2 protein-coding genes (1 of these 2 running past the window's edge) are annotated in these 26140 nt (G+C 63.0%); both read right to left on the reverse strand.

Going from position 1 to position 26140, the window contains the following annotated elements:
* Window positions 1-17781 (reverse strand): non-ribosomal peptide synthetase, encoded by a 17781-nt coding sequence (locus KBY02_RS06975; protein ID WP_225650072.1) that lies wholly within the window; start codon window positions 17779-17781, stop codon window positions 1-3.
* Window positions 17778-26140 carry the 3' portion of a non-ribosomal peptide synthetase gene (locus KBY02_RS06980; RefSeq protein ID WP_225650073.1) on the reverse strand. The gene runs 1135 nt beyond the window's last position, so the window shows 8363 of its 9498 coding nt (coding positions 1136-9498); the start codon falls outside the window, past its right edge; the stop codon is at window positions 17778-17780. The genes KBY02_RS06975 and KBY02_RS06980 overlap by 4 nt, the downstream gene beginning before the upstream one ends.

The raw sequence follows: 26140 nt of genomic DNA on the forward strand, positions 1-26140 counted from the left end.
TCATTGCGTTTCCCCCACACCCACTGCCAATCCGTCGTACCACCAGGCTGCCAGGCTGTAGACGTCCGGCGCTTTCAGGACGCTGAAGTGGTTGCCCGGCCCTTGCCAGAGTGAAAGCTGCGGCAGCAAGTGCTGCCATTGGCTTGCGCAAGCGGCATGCTCAAGTTGATTGTCCAGCGCATCCAGTTGCGGGTCATTCACCAGGACCAGACTTGCCCTGCCGCTGTAGCCTCCCGGCTCAGGTCGATAGACCGTGCGCAAGGCGCTGGCAAACGTGCGGACAATCCCTTGCAGGGCCTGTGCCGCCAGGCGTGGCGGCAATAACCCGACGCGCACCATGGCCTGCTGAAGCAGGTGCATTTGCGTGACCGTATCGCTGTCGGCAAACGCCAGCGGGTCGAGCTCCAGGCTTCGTCCGCTGGACAACTGCAACGCCTCGACCAGGCGTTCCAGCACGGCGGTGGCGGTATAAGGTTTGCCGTCCAGGCCCTCGCCGCCAGGCGCCTCGCTGTCGATCAGGGTCAACGAGACAACCTCGCGGCCACGGGCCTGCAGTTTGACCGCCATGGCGTGCGCCGCCCAGCCGCCGAAAGAATGCCCGACCAGATGCAGCGGGCCTTTCGGATACAGCGCTTCGATGGCCTGCACATGGCTCTGCGCTGCCGCTTCCACCCGGCTGTGCGGAACACTGCGACCGTCCAGGCCGCGCGGTTGCAGGCCGTGGATCGGCCATTCCGGCCCCAGCGCCTCGGCCAGGCCAATGAAACTGGTGACGCTGTCACCGGCTCCGGGTACGCAAAACACGGGGGCATGCCCGTCACGCCCACTCTGGATGGCCAGCAGCGACTGATGAGCCGGCGTTGGCGGTGGCGTGGCAGGCGCGCTGTGCAACGCCTGAACGATGCTCAGACCAAGCACGGCCACGTGCGGTGCCTGCATCATCGTCATATGGTCCCCCGGGACATCGACGCACTGCAGTTGATTTCTGGAGAGAATCTCACCCCAGCCCAGAGTCGAACTGCTTGCGATCGGCGCCATTGGACGCTGTTCGGCGCGGAACAGGTGAATCGGCAGACTGAGCGGTTCCAGCTGGTAATGCGCCAGGGCCTGACCATGCGCCACTTCCCGGTCCAGGTAATGGTGCAATTGCTGATCGCTCGCCAGCGCCAGTTCCTCGTACAACAGGCCTTCGTCACGGCACAGTTGCAACAGCGTCGCGAAGTCCGGCAGCGGCGCTTGTTCGCTGAATGAGTTCAGACGTGCCAACTTCGCAGCGCCCTCACCTGCCTGGGCCTGCCAGTGCGCAGTGCAATGCGAGAGCAGTTGCCGCTCAAGCAAGTCAGGTCCTTGCCAGCGCGCCTTGCCCTGATCGGTCAGGCGTGGCACATAGCTGTCGATCAGGCCGAGGAATGTCACGGCCTCGTCCATGCCCAGCAGTTGAGTAGCCACTTCGTAGGCCAGAACCCCGCCAAACGACCAGCCGGCCAGTCGATACGGGCCGCGCGGCTGGACCTGACGAATGCGTTCCACCATCCGCGCAGCCAGGCACTCCATGGTGCGTAATTGCTGCTGCCCAAGGCCAATGCCCGGCAAGCCGTAAATCGGAAAGTCGCCCTGCAGATGTTGCCCAAGCACCGGAAAATAAGCATCCAGCCCGGTGAAGTCGTGAAGCAGAAACAACGGTGATTCGCTGCCACCGGCGCGCACTGTGATCACCTCGCGAGCCGCATCCGGCGACCCTGGACGCTGATCGAGCAATCCGGCCAGCGCTGCAACGCTAGGGTGCTGGAACAGCTCGGCCAGCGTCAGCGACACGCCTGCCTTTTGCAGCAGGCTGACCAGACGGATGGCCGACAGCGAATGGCCGCCCAGTTCGAAGAAGCTGTCGTGCCTGCCGATTTTCCCGACTTCAAGAACCTCGGCCCACAAGTCCGCCAGGCGCTCTTCCAGAGCCGTTGAAGGCGCCTGGTAAGCGAGGTTTGCCAGTGCGGTCAGGTCTGGCGCAGGCAGCGCCTTGCGGTCGACCTTGCCGTTCTGGGTCAATGGCAGCGCATCAAGGCCTACAAACACCGCAGGCACCATGTACTCCGGGAGGTGCCCCAACAGATGCGCACGCAAGGCGGCACTGTCGAGCGACGCATCGCGACGGGTGAAGTAGCCCACCAGACGCAACGTGCCATCGTCCAGACGCTGGGTGGTCACGACCGCTTCGCCGACGCCCGGGCATTGCGCCAGGTGCTGTTCGATCTCGCCCGGCTCGATACGCACGCCACGGATCTTCACCTGATCATCGTTGCGGCCCAGGTATTCAAGCGTCCCGTCGGACAGCCAGCGCACCAGATCGCCGGAGCGATACATCCGTGCACCGGGCCTGTCGCTGAACGGATCGTCGAGGAAGCGTTCTGCGGTCAGGTCCGCACGGTTCAGATAGCCACGAGCCACGCCAGCGCCGCCGATGTACAACTCGCCGGGCACCCCGAGTGGCACGGGCTGGCCACGCCAATCCAGTACGTACAGTCGGGCATGGGTAACCGGCTTGCCGATGTGCAACACCTTGCCTGGCTGCATCCGGCCAGAGCTGGCCACCACCGTGGTCTCTGTCGGGCCGTAGTTGTTGACCACGGCAAAACCGGGATCACGGTTGAAATGACGCAAGCGATCACCGCCAATCAACAGGGTCTGCAGCGTCGGGTGGTGTAATTCACGGCTGAAGGCATATTCGGCCACCGGGGTCGGCAGAAACGCCACCTGCAGCGGCTGGGCCAGCCACCAGTCGAGCAGCACATCGAGCTGTTCGTTGCCAATCTCCGCAGGCGGCAGGTGCAGCACCGCACCGGCACACAGCGCAGGCCAGACTTCCCAGGCCATGGCGTCGAAACCGAACCCGGCAACGCTGGCGGTATGACTGCCGGCACGCAGGTTGAAGGCTTCACAGTGCCAATCCACCAGATTGTTCAGCGTGCGGTGCTCGACCATTACGCCCTTGGGCAGCCCGGTGGACCCCGAGGTGTAAATCACATAAGCCAGATGCTGCGTGGTCATTTCCGGCACGGACGGGTTGTCGGTGCGCTGTGACCAGTCCGGGCGATCAAGCGCGATCACCGGCACCTGCAGTTCGGGCAGACGTGTCAGCAGGTCGAATTGAGCCAACACCACCATGGGTGTGCTGTTCTCCAGCAGGTAGCTGATGCGTTCATCCGGATGGCCCGGATCGACCGGTACGTAGCACGCCCCGGCTTTGAGCACTGCCAGCAGACCTGTCAGGGTCTCCAGACCGCGCCGCGCGACCACCGCCACACGGTCGTCAGGACGCACGCCCAGCCCGATCAGGTGATGGGCCAATGCGTTGGCACGGGCATTCAACTCGGCGTAGCTCAAGTGCTGGTCGCCCGCCTTAGCAGCCAGTGCGTTCGGCTGGTCAAGCGCCTGCTGTTCGATACGTAGATGAACCGGCAGCGGGCACTCCGCCGTAAGGCGATCGGTATTGAAGCCATCGAGCAGTTCGGTTCGCTCGGTGCCGGGCAGAATATTCAGTGCCTGAATCGGTTCCGAAGGTGCCTGTTCAAGGGCGTCGACCAGCCCCTCCACGGCGCAGGCAAGATACGCACAAACACGTCGGGCATCGATGCCTGTCGAGGTCAATGCAGTCAGGTCGAACGCCTCGCCCAGATCATCGACGCTGAGCGTCAACGGGTAGCTGCTGCGCTCGCCCGACTGCAACAGCTCGATACCCTGCCAGGCCTTGCCGGCAGCCTCGTTTGCCTCACCGGGCACCGCGCTATGGCGGTAGTTCAACAGCGCACTGAACAACGGTGCGCCTGCAGGCAAGGCGCTGCAACGCTGCGCGATTGCCAGAGAAGCCTGTTCGTGGGCAAGCAATCCGGTCAGGCGGCGGTGGGTCTGGGACAGAGCATCGCGTGCACTCTGATCGGCCAGGTCGATGCGCAACGGCAAGGTGTTGATGAACACCCCGAGCGTGCGGTCGGCGCCCTCGCTGCCGTTCAAGCGCCCCAGCAGTACGGTGCCGAACACCACGCTGTCACGCCCGGACAATCGGCCCAGTACCTGAGCCCAGGCCAGGTGCATCAGGCTGGCAGGACTGACACCCAGCTGCCGCACCTGATGACGCAACCGCCTGCTCAGGTCCGCATCCAGACGCAGTCGGGCCTCGCCTGCAACCTCCGGCCCTGGCAACCAGGTCTGGGCATACGCCAGGGTCGGCTCATCCAGATCGCCCAATTGCTCGCGGAAGAACGTTTCATGCGCATCGTCACCCGCCCCCAGCAAGGTCTGCGCGATGTAGTTGCGGTAAGGCACTGGCGCAGGCAGTTGCGCTGCCTGATCGAGCAGCACCGCCTGCAATTCCTGGCTCAGCAGGTCCAGGGCAACGTGGTCCATGATCAAGTGATGGAACAGCAGGAGCGCGACGATACGCCCGTTGTCCGGGTCATCGGCGTGAATCAGCCTCAGCAGCGGTGCTCGTACAAGTTCCAGCGGCTCGGGATTATCCAGCGCCGCCAGCGGTACCTCGATCACCGGCAGATCGGCATGTCGCCAGACCACTTGCACCGGCGTTTCCAGGCCTTCCCAGCACAGTGAAGTCCGCAACACGTCGTTGCGGGCGATGACCTGTTGCAGCGCCTGGCTGAAGGCCTCCAGTCGCGAGCGGTCGGCAAAGGCGAAGCGTGCTTGCAAGCGATAGGGATCATCCTCGGCGGCGGACAGGTAGTGATAGAAAATACCCGCCTGCAAAGGCCCCAGCGGGTAGATGTCCTGAATATTGCTCGCACCGCCGGTCACGCTGGCGACAACGCGATCGATACCTGCCTGATCCAGTTTCACCAACGGCAACAGGTCCGGGGTGATTGACGTGCAATCCGCACCGATCAGGTTGGCCGGAATCTTCACCTGAGCGCCGCTGCCAACGGCGCGTGCCAAGGCGGCCAGGGTCGGCTGGGCAAACAACACGCGGATATCGGCATCCATGCCACGGCGACGCATGCGTGCGATCAGAGTAACGGCGAGCAGCGAATGGCCGCCGAGTTCGAAGAAGTGATCGTTGCGCCCTACTTGCTCGACTTGCAGCAAATCGCTCCAGATATCGGCCAGGGCCATTTCCAGCTCGCCTTGCGGCGGCTCGTATTCACGCCCTGGCATGGCGTCGCGATCCGGCACCGGCAAGGCACGTCGATCGACCTTGCCGTTGGCGGTCAATGGCCAGGCATCGAGGCGCACGAACGCACTCGGCACCATGTAGCCCGGCAGACGGTCCAGCAGGTCGGCACGTAGCCTGGCGATATCAAGGGCCGAGCGCGGGCCTTGCTCAATGAAGTACGCCACCAGACGTGACTGTCCAGGTTCGTCCTCGCGCGCCACCACCAGCGACTCCTCGATACCTGGCAACGAGGTCAGTTGCGCCTCGATTTCGCCCAGTTCGATGCGCATACCGCGGACTTTCACCTGATCGTCGTTACGTCCCAGGTAGTCCAGCGTGCCGTCGGCATTCCAGCGCGCCAGATCGCCGGTGCGGTACATGCGCGCCTGCGGGTTATCGCAAAACGGGTCACTGAGGAAGCGTTCGGCAGTGAGTTGCGGCTGATTCAGATAACCCCGCGCCACGCCTTCACCACCGATGTACAGCTCGCCGGCAACACCGGTCGGCACCAGTTGCTGCTGATCATCCAGCAGGTACACGCGGGTGTTGGCGATCGGCTTGCCGATGTCGAGGCTGCCATCAGGCAACAGACGACCGGAGGTCGCGACCACCGTGGTTTCGGTCGGGCCATAGTTGTTGATCACGGCAAAACCCGGCTCACGGTGGAACTGCCGCAGGCGATCGCCGCCGATCAGCAGCGTGTGCAGCGTCGGGTGGTAGAGCTCGCGGCTGAACGCATATTCGGCCACCGGTGTCGGCAAAAACGCCACCTGCAGCGGCTGCGCGAGCCACCAGTCGAGCAGCAGGTCGAGCTGTTCGTTGCTGATCTCCGCTGGCGGGATGTGCAGCGTTGCCCCTGCACAGAGCGCCGGCCAGATTTCCCAGGCCATCGCGTCAAAACCGAAGCCGGCCACAGTGGCCGTGTGGCTGCCGGCGTGCAAAGCGAACGCCTGGCAATGCCAGTGGACGAGATTGGCCAGCGTGCGGTGTTCGACCATCACGCCTTTCGGTTGTCCGGTCGAGCCGGAGGTGTAAATCACATACGCCAGATCGCCGGGCGTCTGGCCCGATACCAGCGGATTTGCCGGTTTTTCAGGCCATTGAGATCGATCAAGCGCGAGCAACGGCACCTTCAGTGCAGGCAGGCGCGCCATGAAAGCCTGTTCAGCGAGCACCACTACTGGCGCGCTGTCGGCCAGCAGATAGTTTATGCGCTCATCGGGGTGCGCCGGATCCACCGGCACATAGCAGGCACCGGACTTGAGCACGGCCAGCAGGCTCACCAGCGTGTCCAGCCCACGGCGCGCGACGACCGCGACGCGATCATCCGGGCGCACGCCCAGGCTGATCAGATGATGGGCAAGGCTGTTGGCCTGACGGTTCATCTGTGCGTAGCTCAGTGACTGCTCGCCGACCCTGGCGGCAAAGGCTTCGGGCATGCCTTCGGCGCGTGCTTCTATCAGGGCATGAATGGTCTGACCTTGCGGCAGACTCACCGCGCTGGCGTTGAGGCTTTCGAGCAGATACTCGCGCTCCTGCAGGCCCACCAGCGGTATATCAGCGAGCACCACCTGCTGGTTATTCACCAGCGTGCGCAGCAACTGTTCGAAATAGCCGCAATAGCGCTGCACCGTTGTCTCGTCGAACAGCGCAGTGGCGTAGTCCAGCGTACCGAACAAGGCATCACCCTGTTCGCCGAGGTTAAGCGACAGATCGAACTTGGAGACCTGACTCTGCTGTTCGACCGTCGCCAGCGACAACCCGTCCATCTCCGGTAAGGTAGTTTCCCCGGCCAGCCAGTTGAGCGTTGTCTGGAACAGTGGGCCATGGGCCAGGCTGCGTGTCGGCCGGACGATTTCCACCACCTGCTCGAACGGCAGGTCCTGATGGTCCTGAGCCTCCAGGACCCGCGCCCTGACCTGTGCCAGCAGCGTATCACCGGTGGATGCCGATGCCGTGTCGATGCGTATGGCCAGCGTGTTGACGAACAGACCGATCAGCCCTTCCAGCTCGGCGCGACCACGGCCCGCGATCGGGCTGCCGACGACCACCTCGGCCTGACCTGAAAGCCGCGCCAGCAGTGCGCCCCACGCAGTCAGCAAGGTCATGTACAGCGTGACACCTTGCCGCTGAGCCAGCGCACGCAGGCCGGCAGTCAGTTGCCCATCCAGCCGTACGTTGAGGCTGGCACCGGCGAAATCCTGCTGCGCCGGACGCGGCCGGTCGGCTGGCAGGGTCAGCAGTGTCGGTGCGCCTTCCAGCGCCTGCCGCCAGTAGGCCGCCTGATGTTGCAGGCGCTCACCGCTCATCCAGCCCTGCTGCCAGACCGCATAGTCGGCGTATTGAATGCTCAGCGCTGGCAATGGATCGGCCTCGCCACGGCGCAGCGCCGGATACAACGCATGCAGTTCGCGGGTCAGCACGCCCATCGACCAGCCGTCGGAGACGATGTGGTGCACGGTCAGCAACAACACGTGCCGCTCGTCTTCCACCTGCAGCAGGCAGCCACGGATCAGCGGCCCACGCGTCAGATCAAACGCTGCGGTGGCCTCTGCTGCAACGCGTTCGGCCAGGGTTTGCGGGTTTTGACGCAGGTCTTCGATGTGCAGGAACGCCATGGCTGTCGGAGCTGTGAACACGACTTCAGCCCCCTCCTCGCGGGCAATGAAGCGGCTGCGCAGGGTTTCGTGGCGCTCGACGATCCGCCCAAGCGCGGCTGTCAGTGCAGGCACATCCAGCGATCCTTGCAGACTGAGGGCCAGCGGGATGTTGTAAGCCTGATTGCCGCCCTCCATTTGTGCCAGAAACCACAAACGCTGCTGGGCAAACGACAGCGGTAGCGACTGATCACGTGGCGCAGGCAGGATCATTGACAGTTCACTGCGTCCGGCACCAGCCAGCGCACTGGCCACGGCTGCCAGTTCGCCCAGCGCGAAGAGTTCGCCCAATGGCAACTCCATGCCCATCTGCTGACGCACCTGCGACACCATGCGCATGGCCAGCAGGGAATGCCCGCCCAGATCGAAAAAGTGATCGTGACGACTGACCCGCTCGAGCTGCAGCACTTCAGCCCAGATCTGCGCCAGAGCGATTTCAATCTCGCCCTGCGGTGGCTCGTAGGCCAGTCCCAACAGCGACGAGTGATCCGGTTTGGGCAGCGCACGGCTGTCCAGCTTGCCGTTGGCCGTCAACGGCAAAGCGGTCAGCTCGACAAAGGCCCCAGGCACCATGTATTCCGGCAGGTTAGCCTGCAAGTGAGCACGCATTTGCTCGGGTGCAGGTGCCTCGGCGTCCAGTCGACTGGTGAAATAGGCAACCAGACGCACCTGCCCCGGCTCATCCTCGCGCGCCAGAACCACAGCCTCCCTGATACCAGGCAATTGGTGCAGGCAATTGACGATCTCGCCCAGCTCAATACGGAAGCCGCGGATTTTCACTTGGTCATCGTTGCGTCCCAGACATTCCAGCTGACCGTCCTCCAGCCAGCGGCCCAGATCGCCGGTGCGGTACAGCAGCGCGCCGGGCTGATCGCTGAACGGGTCGGCAATAAACTTCTCTGCCGTCAGGTCCGGGCGATTCAGATAACCGAGCGCCACACCATCGCCGCCAATGTAAAGCTCGCCAATCGCCCCCAACGGTGTCAGGCGCTGATGAGCGTCGAGTACGTAGACCGTCGTGTTACCGATAGGTCTGCCGATCGGAACCGACTCGGCGTGATCGGCCAGCGCTCGGACTTCGCAGGCTGTCGCGAAGGTGGTCGTTTCCGTGGGGCCGTACGCGTTCAACAGGTGCAGGCCCGGAGCCTGGGCAAGCAGCGTGCGGAAGCTCGCCGGATCGGCGCGCTCACCGCCGGAAAGCAACAGCCGAAGACCGCTGAGTGCCTCGGGGATCAGTTGCACGTACTGATTGAACAGTGCGCTGGTCAAGAACAGCACGCTGACATTGCCGTGACGCAGGGCCGCGCTGAAACGCATCGGGTCGATCAGCGTGGTGTGCTCGATCACCAGCAACTGTCCACCGTTGAGCAAGGCACCCCAGACTTCCATGGTGCTGGCATCGAACGCCGGGTTGGAGGCAAAGGCGATGCTGTCCTGCTCGTTGAAGTCGGCATAACCGTTGTTCAACACCAGCCTGGCAATGCCGCGATGGGCCACACGTACGCCTTTCGGAGCCCCCGTCGAGCCGGAGGTATACATGACGTAAGCCGCGGTGTCGGACGCCTGAGGCAGACCCGGATCATGCGCAGGCTGGTCGTCAAGGTTCAACTGGTCCAGATCGATGCGTTGCACCGTCGAGCCCAGCGAGGTAGCGCTCTGTGTCAGCACACATTTCGCCTGGCAATCATCGAGCATGTAATGCTGGCGTTCGGCAGGCGCATTGACGTCCAGTGGCACGTAGGTCGCTGCGCATTTGCCGATCGCCAACTGGCTGATCAGCAGTTCCAGCGAGCGCGGCAGCAAAATCGCCACATGCTCGTTGGGCCGCACACCTTGTCCCAGAAGATAGTGAGCCAGGTGGTTGGCGCGTTCGTTCAACTCACCATAAGTGAGTGAGCGGCGGCCATGCACGGCCGCCACTGCATGCGGATGCAGCGCGGCGCGACGCTCGAACAGACGGTGCACGGGCTGCCCGCGTGGGTAGTCACGCCGGGTATCGTTGAACGAGACCAACAGACGCTCGCATTCTGCCTCCGGCAGCACCGATGATTCGATCAGAGCTGTTGCCGATTGCTGCTCCAGGGCCTGCACCAGATGGACAAGGGCTTGTTGCACGTAGGCGCAAATCCGTTGCGGATCAATACCCGGCGCAGCCTGGGCTGTCAGGCTGAAACCATCGCCGAAGTCATCGATACTCAAAGTCAGCGGGTAGTTACTGCGCTCCTCTGCGTGCACGACCTCAATCCCTTGCCATGCCGTGTTGTTCGCCTGGTCATCGACCTCAGGCACAGCGCTGTGGCGGTAATTGAGCAGCGTATTGAACAGTGGCGCGCCAGCCGGCAAGGCACTGCAGCGCTGGGTCAGAGCCAACTGAGCGTGCTCGTGGGCGAGCATCCCGACCAGACGACCATGAAGGTCGAGCACCGCACTGCGCGCGCAATGCCCGCCCAGATCCATGCGCAATGGCAAGGTATTGATGAACACCCCCAAGGCGCGCTCGCCCCCTTCACCGCCGCGCAGGCGTCCAAGCAGCACGGTGCCGAATACCACGCTGTCACGCCCGGACAACTGGCCCAGTACCTTCGCCCAGGCCAGGTGCATCAAGGTGGCGGCACTGACACTCGACTGCCTTGCCTGATCGCGGATCTGCCGGCACAGGTCGCTGTCCAGCGTGAGCCGTGCATCGCCAGGAATCTGCTCTGCGGATGCCATGGCCAGGCCGTAAGGCAAGGTCGGTTCATCGATATCGCCCAACTGCTCGCGGAAGAACGCTTCATGGGCGTCCTCGCCAGGCCCTTGCACAACGTGGGCGATGTAGTTTCGGTAAGGCACGGGCGCTGCAAGCTGAGCTTCGTTGTCCAGCAGGATGGCCTGCAACTCATGGCTCAATACATCAAGGGCGATGTGGTCCATGATCACATGATGGTAGCGCAGCACCGCTGCGATCTTTTGGTTGGCCGGATCATGGGCATAGACCAGCTGCAGCAGCGGCGCCTGCGTCAGGTCCATGCGCGGCGCATTGAACAGGTCTTGCAAGGCTGTTTCTTCAACCCGCAGAGGCGCTTGACGCCAGACCACTTGTACCGGTGCTTGCAAACCTTCCCAGAACAACCCGGTGCGCAGAATATCGTTGCGCTCGATCACCCGCTGCAAGGCATGGCAAAAAGCCTCGAGACGCGAGGAATTGGCAAACGCGAACTGCGGCTGCAACAGATAAGGATCGCGGTCCCCGGCGGTCAGGTGGTGATAAAGAATACCGGTCTGCAACGGGCCCAGCGGGTAGATATCCTGCACATTCGCGGCACCGCCCGGCACCCGCGCCACGATACGCTCAATGGCGGGCTGATCCAGCGCCACCAGGGGCAGCAGTTCAGGGGTGATGCGCTGGCAGTGCGCATCGATCAGGTTGGCCGGCACATTGATTTCAGTGTCGTGACCGACGGCCTCGGCCAACGCCGCCAGCGTTGGCTGGACAAACAGAACGCGAATGTCCGCACGCATGTCCAGACGACGCATACGCGCAATCAGGGTCACGGCCAGCAACGAGTGGCCGCCCAGTTCAAAGAAATTATCCTGACGACCGACCTGCTCCACACGCAACAGCTCGGCCCACAAGCTTGCCAGAGCGATTTCGATCGGTCCTTGCGGCGCTTCATAGGCCCGGCTGGCGATGCTGTCGCGGTCCGGTGCCGGCAGGCTTTTGCGGTCCAGTTTGCCGTTCGCCGTCACCGGCAGGCTGGCCAGCCGTACATAGGCGGCAGGCACCATGTATTCGGGCAGCAGGCCCGACAGCCAGGCACGCAACTGTTCGATATCCAGCCCGGCTTTATCTTCAGCCGAGGTGTAATAGCCAACCAGTCGTTTGTCTCCCGGCACATCCTCGCGTGCCACTACCACAGCGTCGAGAACATCTGGATGATCGTTCAGGCGCGCTGCGATCTCACCCAGTTCGATACGGAAACCGCGAATCTTGACCTGTTCGTCATTACGGCCCATGTATTCCAGACTGCCATCGGCCAGCCAGCGGCCCAGGTCACCGGTACGGTACATCCGCGCATTCGCTGCGTGGCTGAACGGGTTGTCGAGAAAGCGTTCAGCCGTCAGAGCTTCACGGTGCAGGTAGCCCCGCGCCACACCGGCACCGCCGACATACAGCTCGCCAACCACGCCCATCGGCACCGGCTCGCCGCGTGTATCGAGAACATACAGCTGCAAATCGGGAATGCGCCTGCCAATCGGGCTGGCGCCGAGGCGCTGGGCGTCTCCGGGCTGCAACGGGTAATAGGTCACATGCACCGTGGTTTCGGTGATGCCGTACATGTTCACCAGTTGTGTGCCGGCATTCACCTGGCGGGCATACCACGGCTTGAGTATCACGGTGTCCAGCGCTTCACCGCCGAAGATCACCTTGCGCAACGAATGCGCCTGGCCGTTCTCGCCCTGTGCAGCAATCAGCTGACGGAACGCACTCGGCGTCTGGTTGAGCACCGTCACCCCGGTGCTGCACAGCAGTGTGTAGAAATCTTCGGGCGAGCGGCTGACCAGTTGCGGCACGATCACCAAATGCCCGCCGTGCAGCAATGCACCCCAGATTTCCCAGACCGAGAAATCGAAGGCGAACGAATGGAACAGCGCCCAGACATCCTGCTGGTTGAAACCGAACCATTCTTCGGTGGCCGAGAATAGCCGCGCAACGTTGCGATGTTCGATCATCACGCCTTTGGGCTTGCCGGTAGACCCGGAGGTGTAGATCACATAAGCCAGGTTGCCGGGCGTTACCGGCACCTGCGGATTACAGACGGATTCGTCCTGCAAGTCGTCGTCGAGACAGATAACCGGCACTTGCGAGACTGGCAAGGTGCCCTGCACTGACCGCTGACTCAACAACGCTACCGGTGCGCTGTCGTCGAGGGTATAAGCCAGACGTTCAACAGGATAAGCCGGGTCCAGCGGCACGTAGGCGGCACCGGCCTTGAGAATCCCCAGCAGGCCGGCGATCATCTGCAGGCCGCGATGGGTGCAGATGGCGACCCGGTCGTCCGCACCGATGCCCATGTCAATCAGGCGATGCGCGATCCTGTTGGCCTGGGCGTTGAGTGTCGCGTAGCTCCACGACTCCTCTTCATAGCTGACGGCAATCGCATCCGGCGTGCGCTGCGCTTGCGCTTCGAACTGGCTGTGCAGCGTCTGTTCTTGCGGATAAACCGCATCAGGTGCATTGAACCCGTCGGTCAACTGCCGACGCTCGGCCTCCGACAACAGCGGAATGTGGCTCACCACCGTCTGGCTGTCAGCCACCATGGCCCGCAGTATCGCCTCCAGATAATTCAGGTGGCGCTCGATGGTGCCGTGGTCAAACAGCGCTGTGGCATATTCCACGATGCAGCGGAAATGATCAGGACCATCGCTGACGCTCAACGCCAGGTCGAATTTTGCGAATGCGGCCTGTTCATCCAGCGGTTCGAGCTGCATATCGCCCAGTTGCAATTCCAGCCCCTGGCTGCCGTCCCAGGTCAGTGATGCCTGGAATAGCGGGCTGTGCGCGAGGCTGCGCGGCGGCCGCAGACGCTCCACGACCTGTTCGAAAGGCAGGTCCTGATGATCCTGCGCTTCCACCACGCGGGCCTTGATGCGCTCCAGCAGCGTCACCACATCCGGCTCGCCCGACGTATCGACACGCACGGCCAGGGTATTGACGAACAGCCCGATCAAGCCTTCGATTTCGGCACGACGGCGGTTGGCAACCGGCATGCCGACGACCACCTCCTCCTGTCCGGACAGCCGCGCCAGCAATACGGCCCATGCGCCCATGAACAGCATGAACGGTGTCACCGACTGCGCCTGACAGAAGGCTCTGAGGTCGGTGCTCAGACGCGGATCGAGATCCAGCGCGACGCTGGCCCCGGTGTAATCCTGATGCGCAGGACGTGGACGGTCGGTGGGCAGGGTCAGCAATACCGGCGCTCCCGTCAGCGTCTGCTGCCAGTAATCGGCCTGATGACTCAATCGCTCGTCGTCCAGCCAGTTGCGTTGCCATACGGCGTAATCGCCATATTGCAGCGCCAGTGCGGGCAGCGGGTCCTCTTGCCCTTGACTGAATGCCTGGTAGAGCGCGGTCAGTTCGCGGGTCAGCACGCCCAGCGACCAACCGTCGGCAACGATGTGATGCACGGTCAGCAACAAGACGTGACGGTCTTCAGCCAGACACAGCAAACGGCCTCGGATCGGCAGGTCGTGCTGCAAGTCGAAGGGCTGCGCGGCCTCTTCCCTGATCACGGCCTGCAGCGCTTGTGGGTCCTGATCACGTAAGTCCTGCCAGCAGATGCGCGGCACTTCAGTCACAGGCGCGGCCTCTACCCAGGCATTGTCGTCCTCCTGACTGAAGCGGCTGCGCAGGCTGTCGTGGCGGGCCACAATGCGCTCCAGCGCACGCGTCATGGCACGGCTGTCCAGTGGACCGCTCAATTTCAGGCCCAGCGAGATGTTGTAGGCGCTGTTGGCGTCTTCCATTTGCGCCATGAACCAGATGCGCTGCTGAGCGGAAGACAAGGGTAGCGGGCCGTTGCGTGGCTGCACGTCGATGGCCGGCAACTGACTGCGTGCGGCAGCGCTCAGGCAGTGTGCGACCGCGATCAGCGAACTGTCGGCAAACAGGTCGCCAAGGGCCAGTTCCAGTGCCAGGCGCTGACGCACCTGAGAAACCATGCGCATGGCCAGCAACGAATGACCGCCCAGCTCGAAGAAACGATCATGACGCCCTACGCGCTCGACCTGCAGCAACTCGCTCCAGATCAGGGCCAGTGCGCTCTCCAGATCGCCTTGCGGGGCCTGATATTCGCCGGTCGACAACGCGGTGCGATCGGGTACCGGCAAGGCACGGCGGTCGACCTTGCCGTTGGCCGTCAGCGGCCAGCTTTCCAGGCGTACCAATGCGCCGGGCACCATATAACCCGGCAGACGGGCCAGCAGCGCGGTACGCAATTGCTCCACGGTGCTGGAAGCAGCGCCTGCGCGTTCAGTGAAGTAACCCACCAGCCGCGGTTGCCCCGGTTCGTCCTCGCGAGCAAGCACCAGTGCTTCCTCGATACCCGGCAATTGGCTGAACTGGTTTTCGATCTCACCCAGCTCGATACGCACCCCGCGAATTTTCACCTGATCGTCGTTACGACCCAGGTATTCCAGCGTGCCATCGGCATTCCAGCGCGCCAGATCGCCGGTGCGGTACATGCGCGCCTGTGGTTGCCCGGCGAACGAGTCATGCACAAAGCGTTCTGCAGTCAGTTGCGGCTGATTCAGGTAACCGCGGGCCACACTGTCGCCACCGATATACAGCTCACCCGGCACCCCGAGCGGAACCAGCTGTTGGCGCTCATCAAGCAGATAAATCGACGTGTTGGCGACCGGCTTGCCGATATCCAGGCTGCCGTCGGGTAATAAACGACCGGAGGTGGCGACCACTGTGGCTTCGGTGGGACCATAATTGTTGATCACCGCAAAGCCTGGATCGCGATGGAACTGGCGCAGCCGGTCACCGCCGATCAGCAGCGTGCGCAGGGTTGGATGACGCAGATTGCGACTAAAGGCGTATTCGGCCACCGGTGTGGGCAGAAAAGCGACCTGCAATGGCTGGGCGATCCACCAGTCAAGCAGCGCATCGAGCTGTTCATTGCCGATCTCGGCCGGTGGCAGGTGCAGCGTCGCCCCGGCGCACAAGGCTGGCCAGATTTCCCAGGCCATGGCGTCGAACCCGAAGCCCGCCACGCTGGCGGTATGACTGCCCGCACGCAGATCGAAGGCCTCACGGTGCCAGTCGATCAGATTGTTCAGCGTGCGATGTTCGACCATTACGCCCTTGGGCTGGCCGGTCGAACCCGAGGTGTAGATCACGTAGGCGAGATGGGTCGAATCGAGCGCGTCGATGTGAGGGTTGTCTTGCTGCTCTGGCCAGCTTGCCAGGTCCAGTTCGATCAGCGGTGTGTTCAATCCCGCCAAGCCCAACCCTTGCAGGCGTTCGACAAAGGCCGGTTGAGCCAACACCGCAACCGGCGCGCTGTCGCCGAGCAGATAGGCAATGCGCTCGTCCGGGTGCGCCGGATCGACCGGCACATAGCCCGCACCGGCCTTGAGCACCGCCAGCAAGCCGACCAGCGTCTCCAGGCTGCGTCGTGCCACCACCGCCACGCGGTCATCGGGTTGTACGTCAAGACCGATCAAATGATGAGCGAGCGCATTGGCGCGCGCGTTCAGCTCGCGGTAGCTCAGGTGTTGTGCACCTACCTGTGCGGCAACAGCATCAGGCTGCTGCTCTGCCAGTTGCTCGATGCGCTGATGAATCGTCAGTCTGCGTTCGTAGTCGGCACGTCGGTCATTGAAGTCCAGCAGCAATCGCGCACGCTCGCTGGCGGGCACGATATCAAGCTGATCGACCGGCATCTGTGGCGTCTGCTCCAGCGCATCGACCACGCTTTCCATGGTCCATTGCATATAGGCGCAAATATTGTGCGGGTCGATGCCTGCGGTGGCCTGTGCCGTCAAGCCAAAGGCTTCGCCCAGATCATCGACGCTCAGCACCAGCGGATAATTGCTGCGCTCCTGAGCCTGCAGCACCTCAATGCCTTGCCATGTTTCACCGGACGCCTGCGCCGGCGCGCTGTGGCGGTAGTTGAGCAATGCGTTGAACAACGGCGTCGGCGCTTTTACCCCACTGCAGCGCTGCGCCAGTGCCAGCGGTGCGTGTTCGTGGCGCATCAGCGCGGTCAGGCGCTGGTGGGTGGCGCGCACTGCGGCTTGCACGCCCTGCTCGTCCAGATCGAGGCGCAGCGGCAAGGTGTTGATGAAGATACCCAGCGCCCGCTCTGTGGCTTCGGCACCCAGCAGGCGCCCCATCAGCACGGTGCCGAACACAACCCGCGACTGTCCGGCGAGGCCCGCCAGCACCCGTGCCCAGCCCAGGTGGAACAGGCTGGCGACACTGATGCCCAGGGTTCGCGACTGAGCGCGCAGGCGCTGACACAATTGCTGATCGAGGGTGATGCTGTGTTCTTCGATTGCATCGCCCTCACCGCTCAAATCCTGCAGACCGTAGGCCAGCGTCGGTTCGTCGAGATCACCCAGCATCTCGCGGAAAAACGCTTCATGCTGAGCCTCGCTGACACCCAGCAGCGCTTGCCCGACATAGTTGCGAAACGGTACCGGCACGCCCAGCATTTCGGCTTGTCCCGACAGACAGGCCTGGACCTCATGGCGCACGACCTCAAGAGCGCTATGGTCCATGGCAATGTGGTGGAACAGCAGCGTAGCCTCGACCCGCTGGCCTGCTACGGGTGCATGGCAGACCAGGCGCATCAGCGGGGCCTGGCCCAGATCCATCGTCAGGTCTGCCGCGAGCGGCGAGCTGTCGACTTTCAGTTCAGCGTGGCGCCAGACCACCTGCACCGGGGTTTCCAGCCCCTTCCAGTGTACTGAGGTGCGCAGAATGTCATGCCGGGTGATGACGCTTTGCAGCGCCTCGGCGAACGCGTCCCGACGCGCCTGATCAGAAAAGGCGAATTGCACCTGCATGACATAGGGATCGCCTTGGGTGGCGCTGACGTGGTGATAAAGAATGCCTTGCTGCAGCGGCGCCAGCGGGTAGATGTCCTGGACATTCGCGGCACCTCCCGGTATCGCGTCCATCAACAGGTCGATAGCCGCCTGATCAAGCTTCACCAGCGTCAACATTTCAGGGGTGATTCGCTCGCAACCCTGCTCGATGCCGTTGTCTGGCAATGCCGGTGCACCACGCTTGCCGTTCTGATAATCGCCTTGTTCGATGAGCTCGATCAGCGCCGGCTTATGCTCACGCAGATGCTCCAGCAAGCCGTTATCGGTCAAGGCACGGCGATTGCCCTGCACCACCAGTTGACCGTCCTTGACCGTCAGGTGGATTTCGTGAGCTTTGAGTGTCGCCAAGAGTTCGTTGATGCTCACAGGGTAATCTCCATGTTCTCTGTGATGGCTGCGTAGCCCGCCAGCGTAGGTTGTTCGAAAAGCGCCCGGACGTCGGCCTCGATGCCTTCCTGGCGCAGGCGCGCAGTCAGGCTCACCGCCAGCAGCGAATGACCGCCCAGCTCGAAAAAGTTGTCGTGACGGCCTACCTGCCCGACCCCGAGCAGTTCGCTCCAGAGCCTGGCCAGCAAGACTTCGGTTTCGCCTTGCGGTGCTTCATAAGGGCGGGTCAGGAGCGCATCCTGCCCGGGCGCAGGCAGCGCCTTGCGATCCAGCTTGCCGTTGGGGCTCAGCGGCATGGCGTCCAGATGCACGAACAGTGCGGGCACCATGTAATCCGGCAACTGCGCACGCAGCACTTCACGCAAGGTCTCGACCGGCAACTGTGTGCCGGTGTAATAGGCCACCAGCCGTTGCCCGCCCGGTTGCTCGTCGCGCACCAGCACGATGGCCTGTTCGATGCCCGGATGGCTGATCAGGCAGGCCTGAATATCGCCCGGTTCGATGCGTAATCCGTGGATCTTCACCTGATCGTCATTGCGGCCAAGGAACTTGAGGTTGCCGTCTGCCCGCTGGCGTACCAGATCACCACTGCGGTACAGGCGGTCGCCTGCTACGAAAGGGCTGTCGATAAAACGTTCGGCATCGGTCTTCGGCAGGTTCAGATAGCCACGCGTCACCCCGGCACCGCCGATATGCAGCTGGCCGATAACCCCCTGCGGTACGGGCTGGTCATAAGCGTCGAGCACATACAGCCGTGTGTTGCTGATCGGACGCCCGATAGGCAGGGCAGTGTCCGGCACGGCTTGGTCGGGTTGCAGCGTCCAGACACTGCAATCGACTGTGGTTTCGGTCGGGCCATACACGTTGTGCAGGCGCACCTCCGGCAAACGTTTGCGCAGCTGCGCCGCCATCTCCACGGTCAGCTCACCGCCCCCGCAGACAACGTCGGTCAAGCTGCTGCACGCGCTGCTCTGCGGCAGATCGAGGAACTGCTGTAACAGCGCAGGAACGAACTGCACCACGCTGACCTGGCGCTCCTGAATCACTTGCGCCAGGTAGGCAGTATCGCGCTGGCCGTCAGGGCGGGCCAGCACCAGTGGAATACCGCTGCTCAGGGGCCAGAAGATCTCCCAGACCGAGGCGTCGAAGCTGATCGGGGTCTTTTGCAGCAAGACCGTGCCCGAGGCAGGTGGGCACAACACCGAGCTCCACTGCACCAGGTTGCTGACATTACGGTGCTCGACCATCACCCCTTTCGGCGTGCCGGTGGAACCCGAGGTGTAAATCACATACGCCAGATGCTCTGCCGTCAGGCCGGGAACACGCGGATTCTGATCACGCTGCGCGTCCCAGGTCACGCTGTCCAGATCGATCCGCAGCGCGTGCTCGTCGTCGAGCAGATCACGGGTACTGCCCTGTACCAGCAAGGCGACCGGCGTGCTGTCCTTGACCATGTACTGCAAACGCTCGCGCGGGTAACCCGGATCCAGTGGTACGTAAGCGCCACCGGCCTTGAGGATCGCCAGCAGCCCGATCACCATCGACAGGCCGCGCTCGACACAGATCGCTACCCGTTGATCAGGCCGCACGCCCAGATCGATCAGGTGATGCGCCAGGCAGTTGGCCTGCTCGTTGAGCTGGCGATAGCTCAATTGCGCACGTCCGGCGCGCAGGGCAATTGCCTGCGGCGTGCGTACTGCCTGGGCTTCGAACAGTCCGTGCAGGGTTTGCTGAAGATCGTGATGGATCGCTGTGGCGTTGAAGTCGACCAGCGAACGCTGCCGCTCCTCAGCGCCGATTACCGACAGATGCTGCACCGGCAGATCCGGCTGGCCTTCAAGGGCGTCAAGCATGGCCGTCAGCGTCTGCTGCACATAAGCACAGATACGTTGCGCCCCTACCCGGGGTGGCACGGTAACGCTCAGGCGCAGGCTGTCGCCCAGGTCGTCGACGTTGAGGCTCAACGGGTAGTTGGTGTGCTTCTCGCTGGTCAGAATTTCCAGACCTTGCCACGCGTCGAGCTGCGCATCCTGGCGCGCCTGGCCTGCGGCGTGTCGATAGTTGAGAATTGCACTGAACAACGGCAATGGCGCTGCCACCCCGCTCCAGCGCTGTGCCTGAGCCAGGGATGCGTGCTCATGGCCAAGCAGTGCCGCCAGTCGGGCATGCGTGTCGCGTGCTCCGTCGCGTACGCTGATGTTGCCCAGATCGACCCGCAGCGGCAGCGTATTGATGAACATCCCCATGCCACGATCAGCACCCGCACCGCCCTGCAGGCGACCCAGCAGCACGGTGCCGAATACCACACGGTCATTGCCGGTGGCCGCGCCCAGAACCCGCGCCCACGCCAGATGCAACAGACTGGCGACGCTGACACCCAGTTGCCGCGCCTGAGTGCGCAGGCGCTGTAGCAACGCATCGGGCAGCATCTGCCGGGCTTCCTCGATGCAATGGCCGTCACCCTGCACATCGCGCAGATCGAATGGCAATGTCGGCTCGTCTATATCGCCCAGTTGCTCGCGGAAATACGCCTCATGCTCCGCTTCGCTGACACCCAGACGCGCCTGGGCCACATAGTTGCGATACGGCACGGCGGGCTGCGTCGGACCCGGCTCGCCGCGCAGATGGGCGAGCATTTCCTCACGCATGACTTCCAGCGCAGTGGCGTCCACCACAATGTGATGGAACAGCAGTGTTGCCGACAGGCCAGGACCGGTCGCGTCCGGGCAGTAGGCCAGACGGATCAGCGGCGCACAGCTCAAGTCCATGCGTGCCGAACCCGCCGGGGTGTCGATTTGCGCCATTGGCACACGCTCGACAAGCAGATCCGCCTGGCGCCAGACCACCTGTTGCGGCGTCTCCAGCCCATCCCAGACGATCGCCGTACGCAGACTGTCGTGCCGGGCGATGACTTCGCGCAAGGCAGCGGCCACCGCCTCAAGACGCTCCTGACTGTCGACGTTCATGCGCAATTGCAGCAAGTACGGGTCGCCCTGCTCGGCAGTCAGATGGTGATAGAGGATGCCTTCCTGCAGGGGCGCCAGCGGGTAGATTTCCTGAACATTGGCCGCGCCGCCAGGCACTGTGGCGACAATGCGCTCAATGGTCGTCTGGTCGAGCTGTGACAGGCTCAGCAGGTCCGGCGTGATGTATGTGCAGCCCGCCGGAACGCGATTGAGCGGCGTCGGGATTTCACGCCCTTTGCCCACCGATGCGGCCAGCGCGGCGACGGTCGGCTGACCGAGCAGGACGCGTACATCGACGCTGAGCCCGGCATTGCGCAGGCGCTCGACCAGACTGACCGCCAGCAGCGAATGGCCGCCCAGTTCAAAGAAGTTGTCATGCCGGCCGACTTTTTCCAGGCCAAGCACGTGCGCCCAGAGATCAGCCATGAGGATCTCTGTTTCACCCACGGGTGCCGCGTAGGCCTGGCTGGTCAGCGCTTCCAGCTCAGGGTCCGGCAAGGCCCGGCGGTCGAGCTTGCCATGGCTGGTCAGCGGCAGCGCGTCCAGGCGTGTGAAGGCCAGCGGCACCATGTGTGCGGGAAGACGTGCACGCAACGCCTCGCGCAGCGCTTCGGGTTCGACGGGCGCGCTTTCGGTGAACCAGGCCAGCAAACGTTCACCGCGCACCAGCACCACGGCGTCCTGCACCTCGGCCTGACTGGCCAGCGCCGTCTCGATTTCGCCCAGTTCAATGCGCATGCCGCGGATTTTCACCTGGTCGTCATTGCGTCCCAGGTAGTCGAGGCTGCCATCGGCATTCCAGCGCACCAGATCGCCACTGCGATACAGGCGCGCCTGCGTTGCGGCGCTGAACGGGTCGGCGATAAAACGCTCTTCGGTCATTTGCGGACGATTCAGATACCCACGGGCAACCCCCGCGCCACCGATATACAGCTCGCCGATGACACCCACCGGCACCGGCTGCAACTGCTCGTCCAGCACATACACGCGAGTGTTGGCGATCGGGCCGCCGATATGCAACGGCCCGCACGGCTGCACGGCACCAGAGGTCGCCACCACAGTGGTTTCAGTCGGGCCGTAGTTGTTGATCACGGCGAAGCCAGGGTCGCTGTCGAACTGACGCAAACGGTCGCCACCGATCAGCAGCGTGCGCAACGTCGGGTGCTGGCGCGGGCGTCTGAAGGCCTGTTCGGCCACCGGGGTCGGCAGGAAACCGACCTGAAGTGGCTGTTCCAGCCACCAGTCGAGCAACTCATCGACGTGCTCGTTGCCGACCTCGGCCGGTGGCAGATGCAGCACCGCACCGGCACACAGCGCTGGCCACACTTCCCAGGCCATCGCATCGAAGCCGAAACCGGCCACGCTCGCCGTATGACTGCCAGCCTGCAGAGCGAACGCCTGGCAATGCCAGTGCACCAGATTGACCAGCGTGCAGTGCTCGACCATGACGCCCTTGGGCTGGCCGGTGGAGCCGGAGGTGTAGATGACATAAGCCAGTTTTTGCGCATCAAGGCCCGCAACGCAGGGGTTATTGCCGGAAGAACCCAGCCAGTCCGCCTGCTCGATGTTCACCCGTTCAGTATCGCCGGCCAGATCGTGGGTCGAGTTTTCAGTCAGAACCACGCGAGGCGTACTGTCCTGCAGCAGGTAGGCAATACGCTCGGCCGGATAGACCGGGTCGACCGGCACGTAGGCCGCACCGGCCTTGAGCACCGCCAACATGGCAACCAGGCGTGCGGGACCACGGTGCAGGCACAGGGCGATGCGTTCATCGGTTTTGACGCCCAGGCCAATCAGATGATGGGCCAGGCGATTGGCGCGCTCGTTGAGCTGAGCGTAGGTCAGTACATGCCCCCCCTGAATCACCGCAGGGCTGTGCGGCTGGCTGGCAGCCTGCGCTTCGATCAACGCGTTGACGGTGCAGTCTTGCGGGAACGGCTGCTCGCTGCCGTTGAAATCGAGCAACAGATGGTTGCGCTCTGCCGCGTCAAGAATCGGAACGTTTTCCAGCCGCAGCGGCAGCGCCTGTTCCAGCGTGTCCAGCAGATGCTCCAGCGTGTTGAGCACCCAGCCAGTGATATGCTCGGCACCCATACCCTGCTGCGCCAGCATATGCAGGTCGAAACCTTCGCCCAGATCGTCCACACAAAGGGTCAGCGGATAGTTGCTGCGTACATCACCACCGAGCACCCGCACGCCTTGCCAGAGCCCCTCGCCGTCCTGCGGTTTTACCTCAGCGCTGTGACGATAATTGAGCAACGCACTGAACAGCGGTGAACCTGAAGCCACCGCGCTGCAACCCTGAGCGAGTACCAGCGAAGCCTGCTCGTGAGCGATCAACGCAGACAGCCTGGCGTGAACCGCCTTAACGGCTGAACGAGTGTCCAGCGCTGTATCCACGCGCAGCGGCAAGGTATTGATAAAAACACCGAGCGCCCGATCAGCGCCCTCACCGCCCATGCGTCCCAGCAACACAGTGCCGAACACCACGTCGCGACGATTGGCAAGTACGCCCAGAACCCGCGCCCATACAACGTGCATCAGACTTGCAGCGCTCACCCCGAGCAGGCGTGCCTGCTCGCGCAGCCGCAGGGCCAGTTCAGGGTCCAGAGCACGTCGCTCCTCTTCGATGTCACTGCCGCCGGCGTGCACGTCCTGTATGCCGAAAGGCAGGGTTGGCTCGTCGACGTCACCAAGCATTTCAGTGAAAAACGCTGTGTGGCTTGCCTCGTCATTGGCCAGGCGTACTTGCGCCACGTAATTGCGATACGGCACCGGCGTCTTCAGGTCATAGCGGTGACCGAAGAGCAACGCCTGCATCTCGCGGCTGACGATCTCCATCGCAGTGTTATCCAGCACCAGGTGATGAAAGAGCAGAATGGCAACGGTTTCGCGGCTCGACGATTGCTGGGCATGCACCAGACGCATCAAGGGAGCCTGAGTCAGATCCAGTCGATGATGACGGGCGTCGAACTGGCGTTGCAGGCGATCGATAACGGTCGATTCGGGGTCTTCGGCTTCGAACTCGATGGCCTGTACCGTCAGCTCGGCGTTACGCCAGACCACCTGTTGCGGGCTTTCCAGCCCTTGCCACACCACCGAGGTGCGCAGGATATCGTGGCGGTCGATGACTTCCTGCAAGGCTGCGGCCCAACTGTACAGGCGCTCTGGCGTGTCGAACGCCAGACGCCATTGCAGCAGATAGGGATCGCCCTGTTCTGCGGTCAGGTGGTGATAGAGAATGCCTTCCTGCAACGGTGCCAGCGGGTAGATCTCCTGCACATTGGCAGCACCACCCGGCACGCTGGCGACGATGCGATCAATGGCTGACTGTTCAAGCGACACCAGACTCAACATGCCCGGAGTGATCTGCTTGCAGCCTGCCGGAATAAGGTTTGCCGGCACCTTGAAGGTGCTGACGTCCGCCTGGCATGCCGCCAGAGCGGCCAGCGTCGGCTGGCTGAGCAGCACATGCACATCCGCCTTGAGTCCGGCCTTGCGCAGTTGCTCCACCAGATTGACGGCCAGCAGGGAATGGCCGCCCAGTTCGAAAAAGTTGTCGTGCCGCCCTACGCGCTGGATGCCCAGCACCTGCGCCCAGATGGCCGCCATGGCGATTTCCACTTCGCCCTGCGGTGCTTCATAAGCGTTGCCGAGCAGGTACGCCGGGTCCGGATCAGGCAGCGCACGGCGGTCAAGTTTGCCGTTGGCCGTCAATGGCAGCGACGCCAGCCGGGTAAAGGCGCGCGGCACCATGTAGCCCGGCAGGCGTGCGCGCATTGCCGGTGCCAGCGTGTCGATGTCGACCGTGGAGGTTTCAGTGAACCAGGCCAGCAGATGGAGCTCGCGAACCAGCACAACCGCGTCTTTCACGCCGTCCAGACTGGCCAGCACCGCCTCGATTTCGCCCAGCTCGATGCGCATGCCACGAATCTTCACCTGGTCGTCGTTACGCCCCAGGTAATCCAGGCTACCGTCGCGGTTCCAGCGCACCAGATCGCCACTGCGGTACATGCGCGCCTGCGGCATATCGCTGAACGGGTCGACAACAAAGCGCTCGTCGGTGAGTTGCGGCTGGTTCAGATAGCCCCGCGCAACACCCTCGCCGCCAATGTAAAGCTCACCGGGAACACCGACGGGCATCGCTTGCAAGTGCTCATCGAGTACGTAAACACGGGTGTTGGCGATGGGGCCGCCAATGTGCAGCGAGCCGTTGGCCAGCACTTGACCGGAGGTAGCGACAACGGTGGTTTCGGTCGGACCATAGTTGTTGACCACGGTATAACGGCGGTTGTGAGTGAACTGCCGCAGGCGATCGCCGCCGATCAGCAGCGTACGCAAGGTCGGATGGTCCTGGCTCTGGCTGAACGCATACTCGGCCACCGGGGTGGGCAGAAAGCTCACGTCCAGCGGTTGGGCGCGCCACCAGTCGAGCATGGCTTCAATGTCCTCACCACCGTCCTGGACCGGCGCCACATGCAGGGTTGCACCAGCGCACAGGGTCGGCCAGACCTCCCAGGCCATCGCATCAAAACCGAAGCCGGCCAGGCAAGAAGTATGACTGCTCGCCTTCACATCGAAAGCCTGGCAGTGCCAGTCAACCAGATTGGCCAGGGTTCGATGCTCCACCATCACGCCCTTGGGCTGGCCAGTGGAGCCGGATGTGTAAATGACGTAAACCAGATTGTCGCTGCCCAGCCCCGCTACCTGCGGATTTTTTTCGGCGCCCTGGCCGTCGATGCAGTGGTCCAGTTCGATCAGCGGCATTGCCAGCGGCGGCAGACGCTCGATCAGCGAAGACAGGGTCAGCACCACCACCGGCAAACTGTCACTGAGCAGATAGTGCAGGCGTTCGCGCGGGTGCGACGGATCGATGGGCACATAAGCCGCCCCCGCCTTGAGAATAGCCAGCAGCCCTACCAGGGTTTCCAGACCACGGCGCGAAACGATTGCCACGCGATCATCAGGGCGTACGCCCTGGTAGATCAGACGCTGAGCCAGCGCATTGGCCTGACAGTTCAGTTGCGCGTAGGTCAGGTGTTGCCCTTGAAAAATCGCCGCCACGGCATAGGGACGGGTACGGGCCTGTTGTTCGATGCGTCGATGAATCAGTTGCTCGTCGCCCGTAACGCGTTCAGTCTGGTTCCAGGCTGTTAGCTGCAATTGTTCGGCAGGTACTGACAGGTGGAAGTCCTGAATCTTCAGTGCCGGGTTTTCCAGCCCCTGCTCCAGAATGTGCAGCAAACGTCCGGCGATCGCCTGGGCCTCATCATCTTCGATCCAGGCACGGTGGTGAACCAGGTGCAGCGAGGCTTCGTCGTTGCAACTGTTGCTGCGCAAGTGCACGGCCAGCGGCGTCGCCTCGTAGCCAT

Source organism: Pseudomonas sp. P129 (genome assembly GCF_020312195.1).
GTDB classification, from domain to species: domain Bacteria; phylum Pseudomonadota; class Gammaproteobacteria; order Pseudomonadales; family Pseudomonadaceae; genus Aquipseudomonas; species Aquipseudomonas fragariae.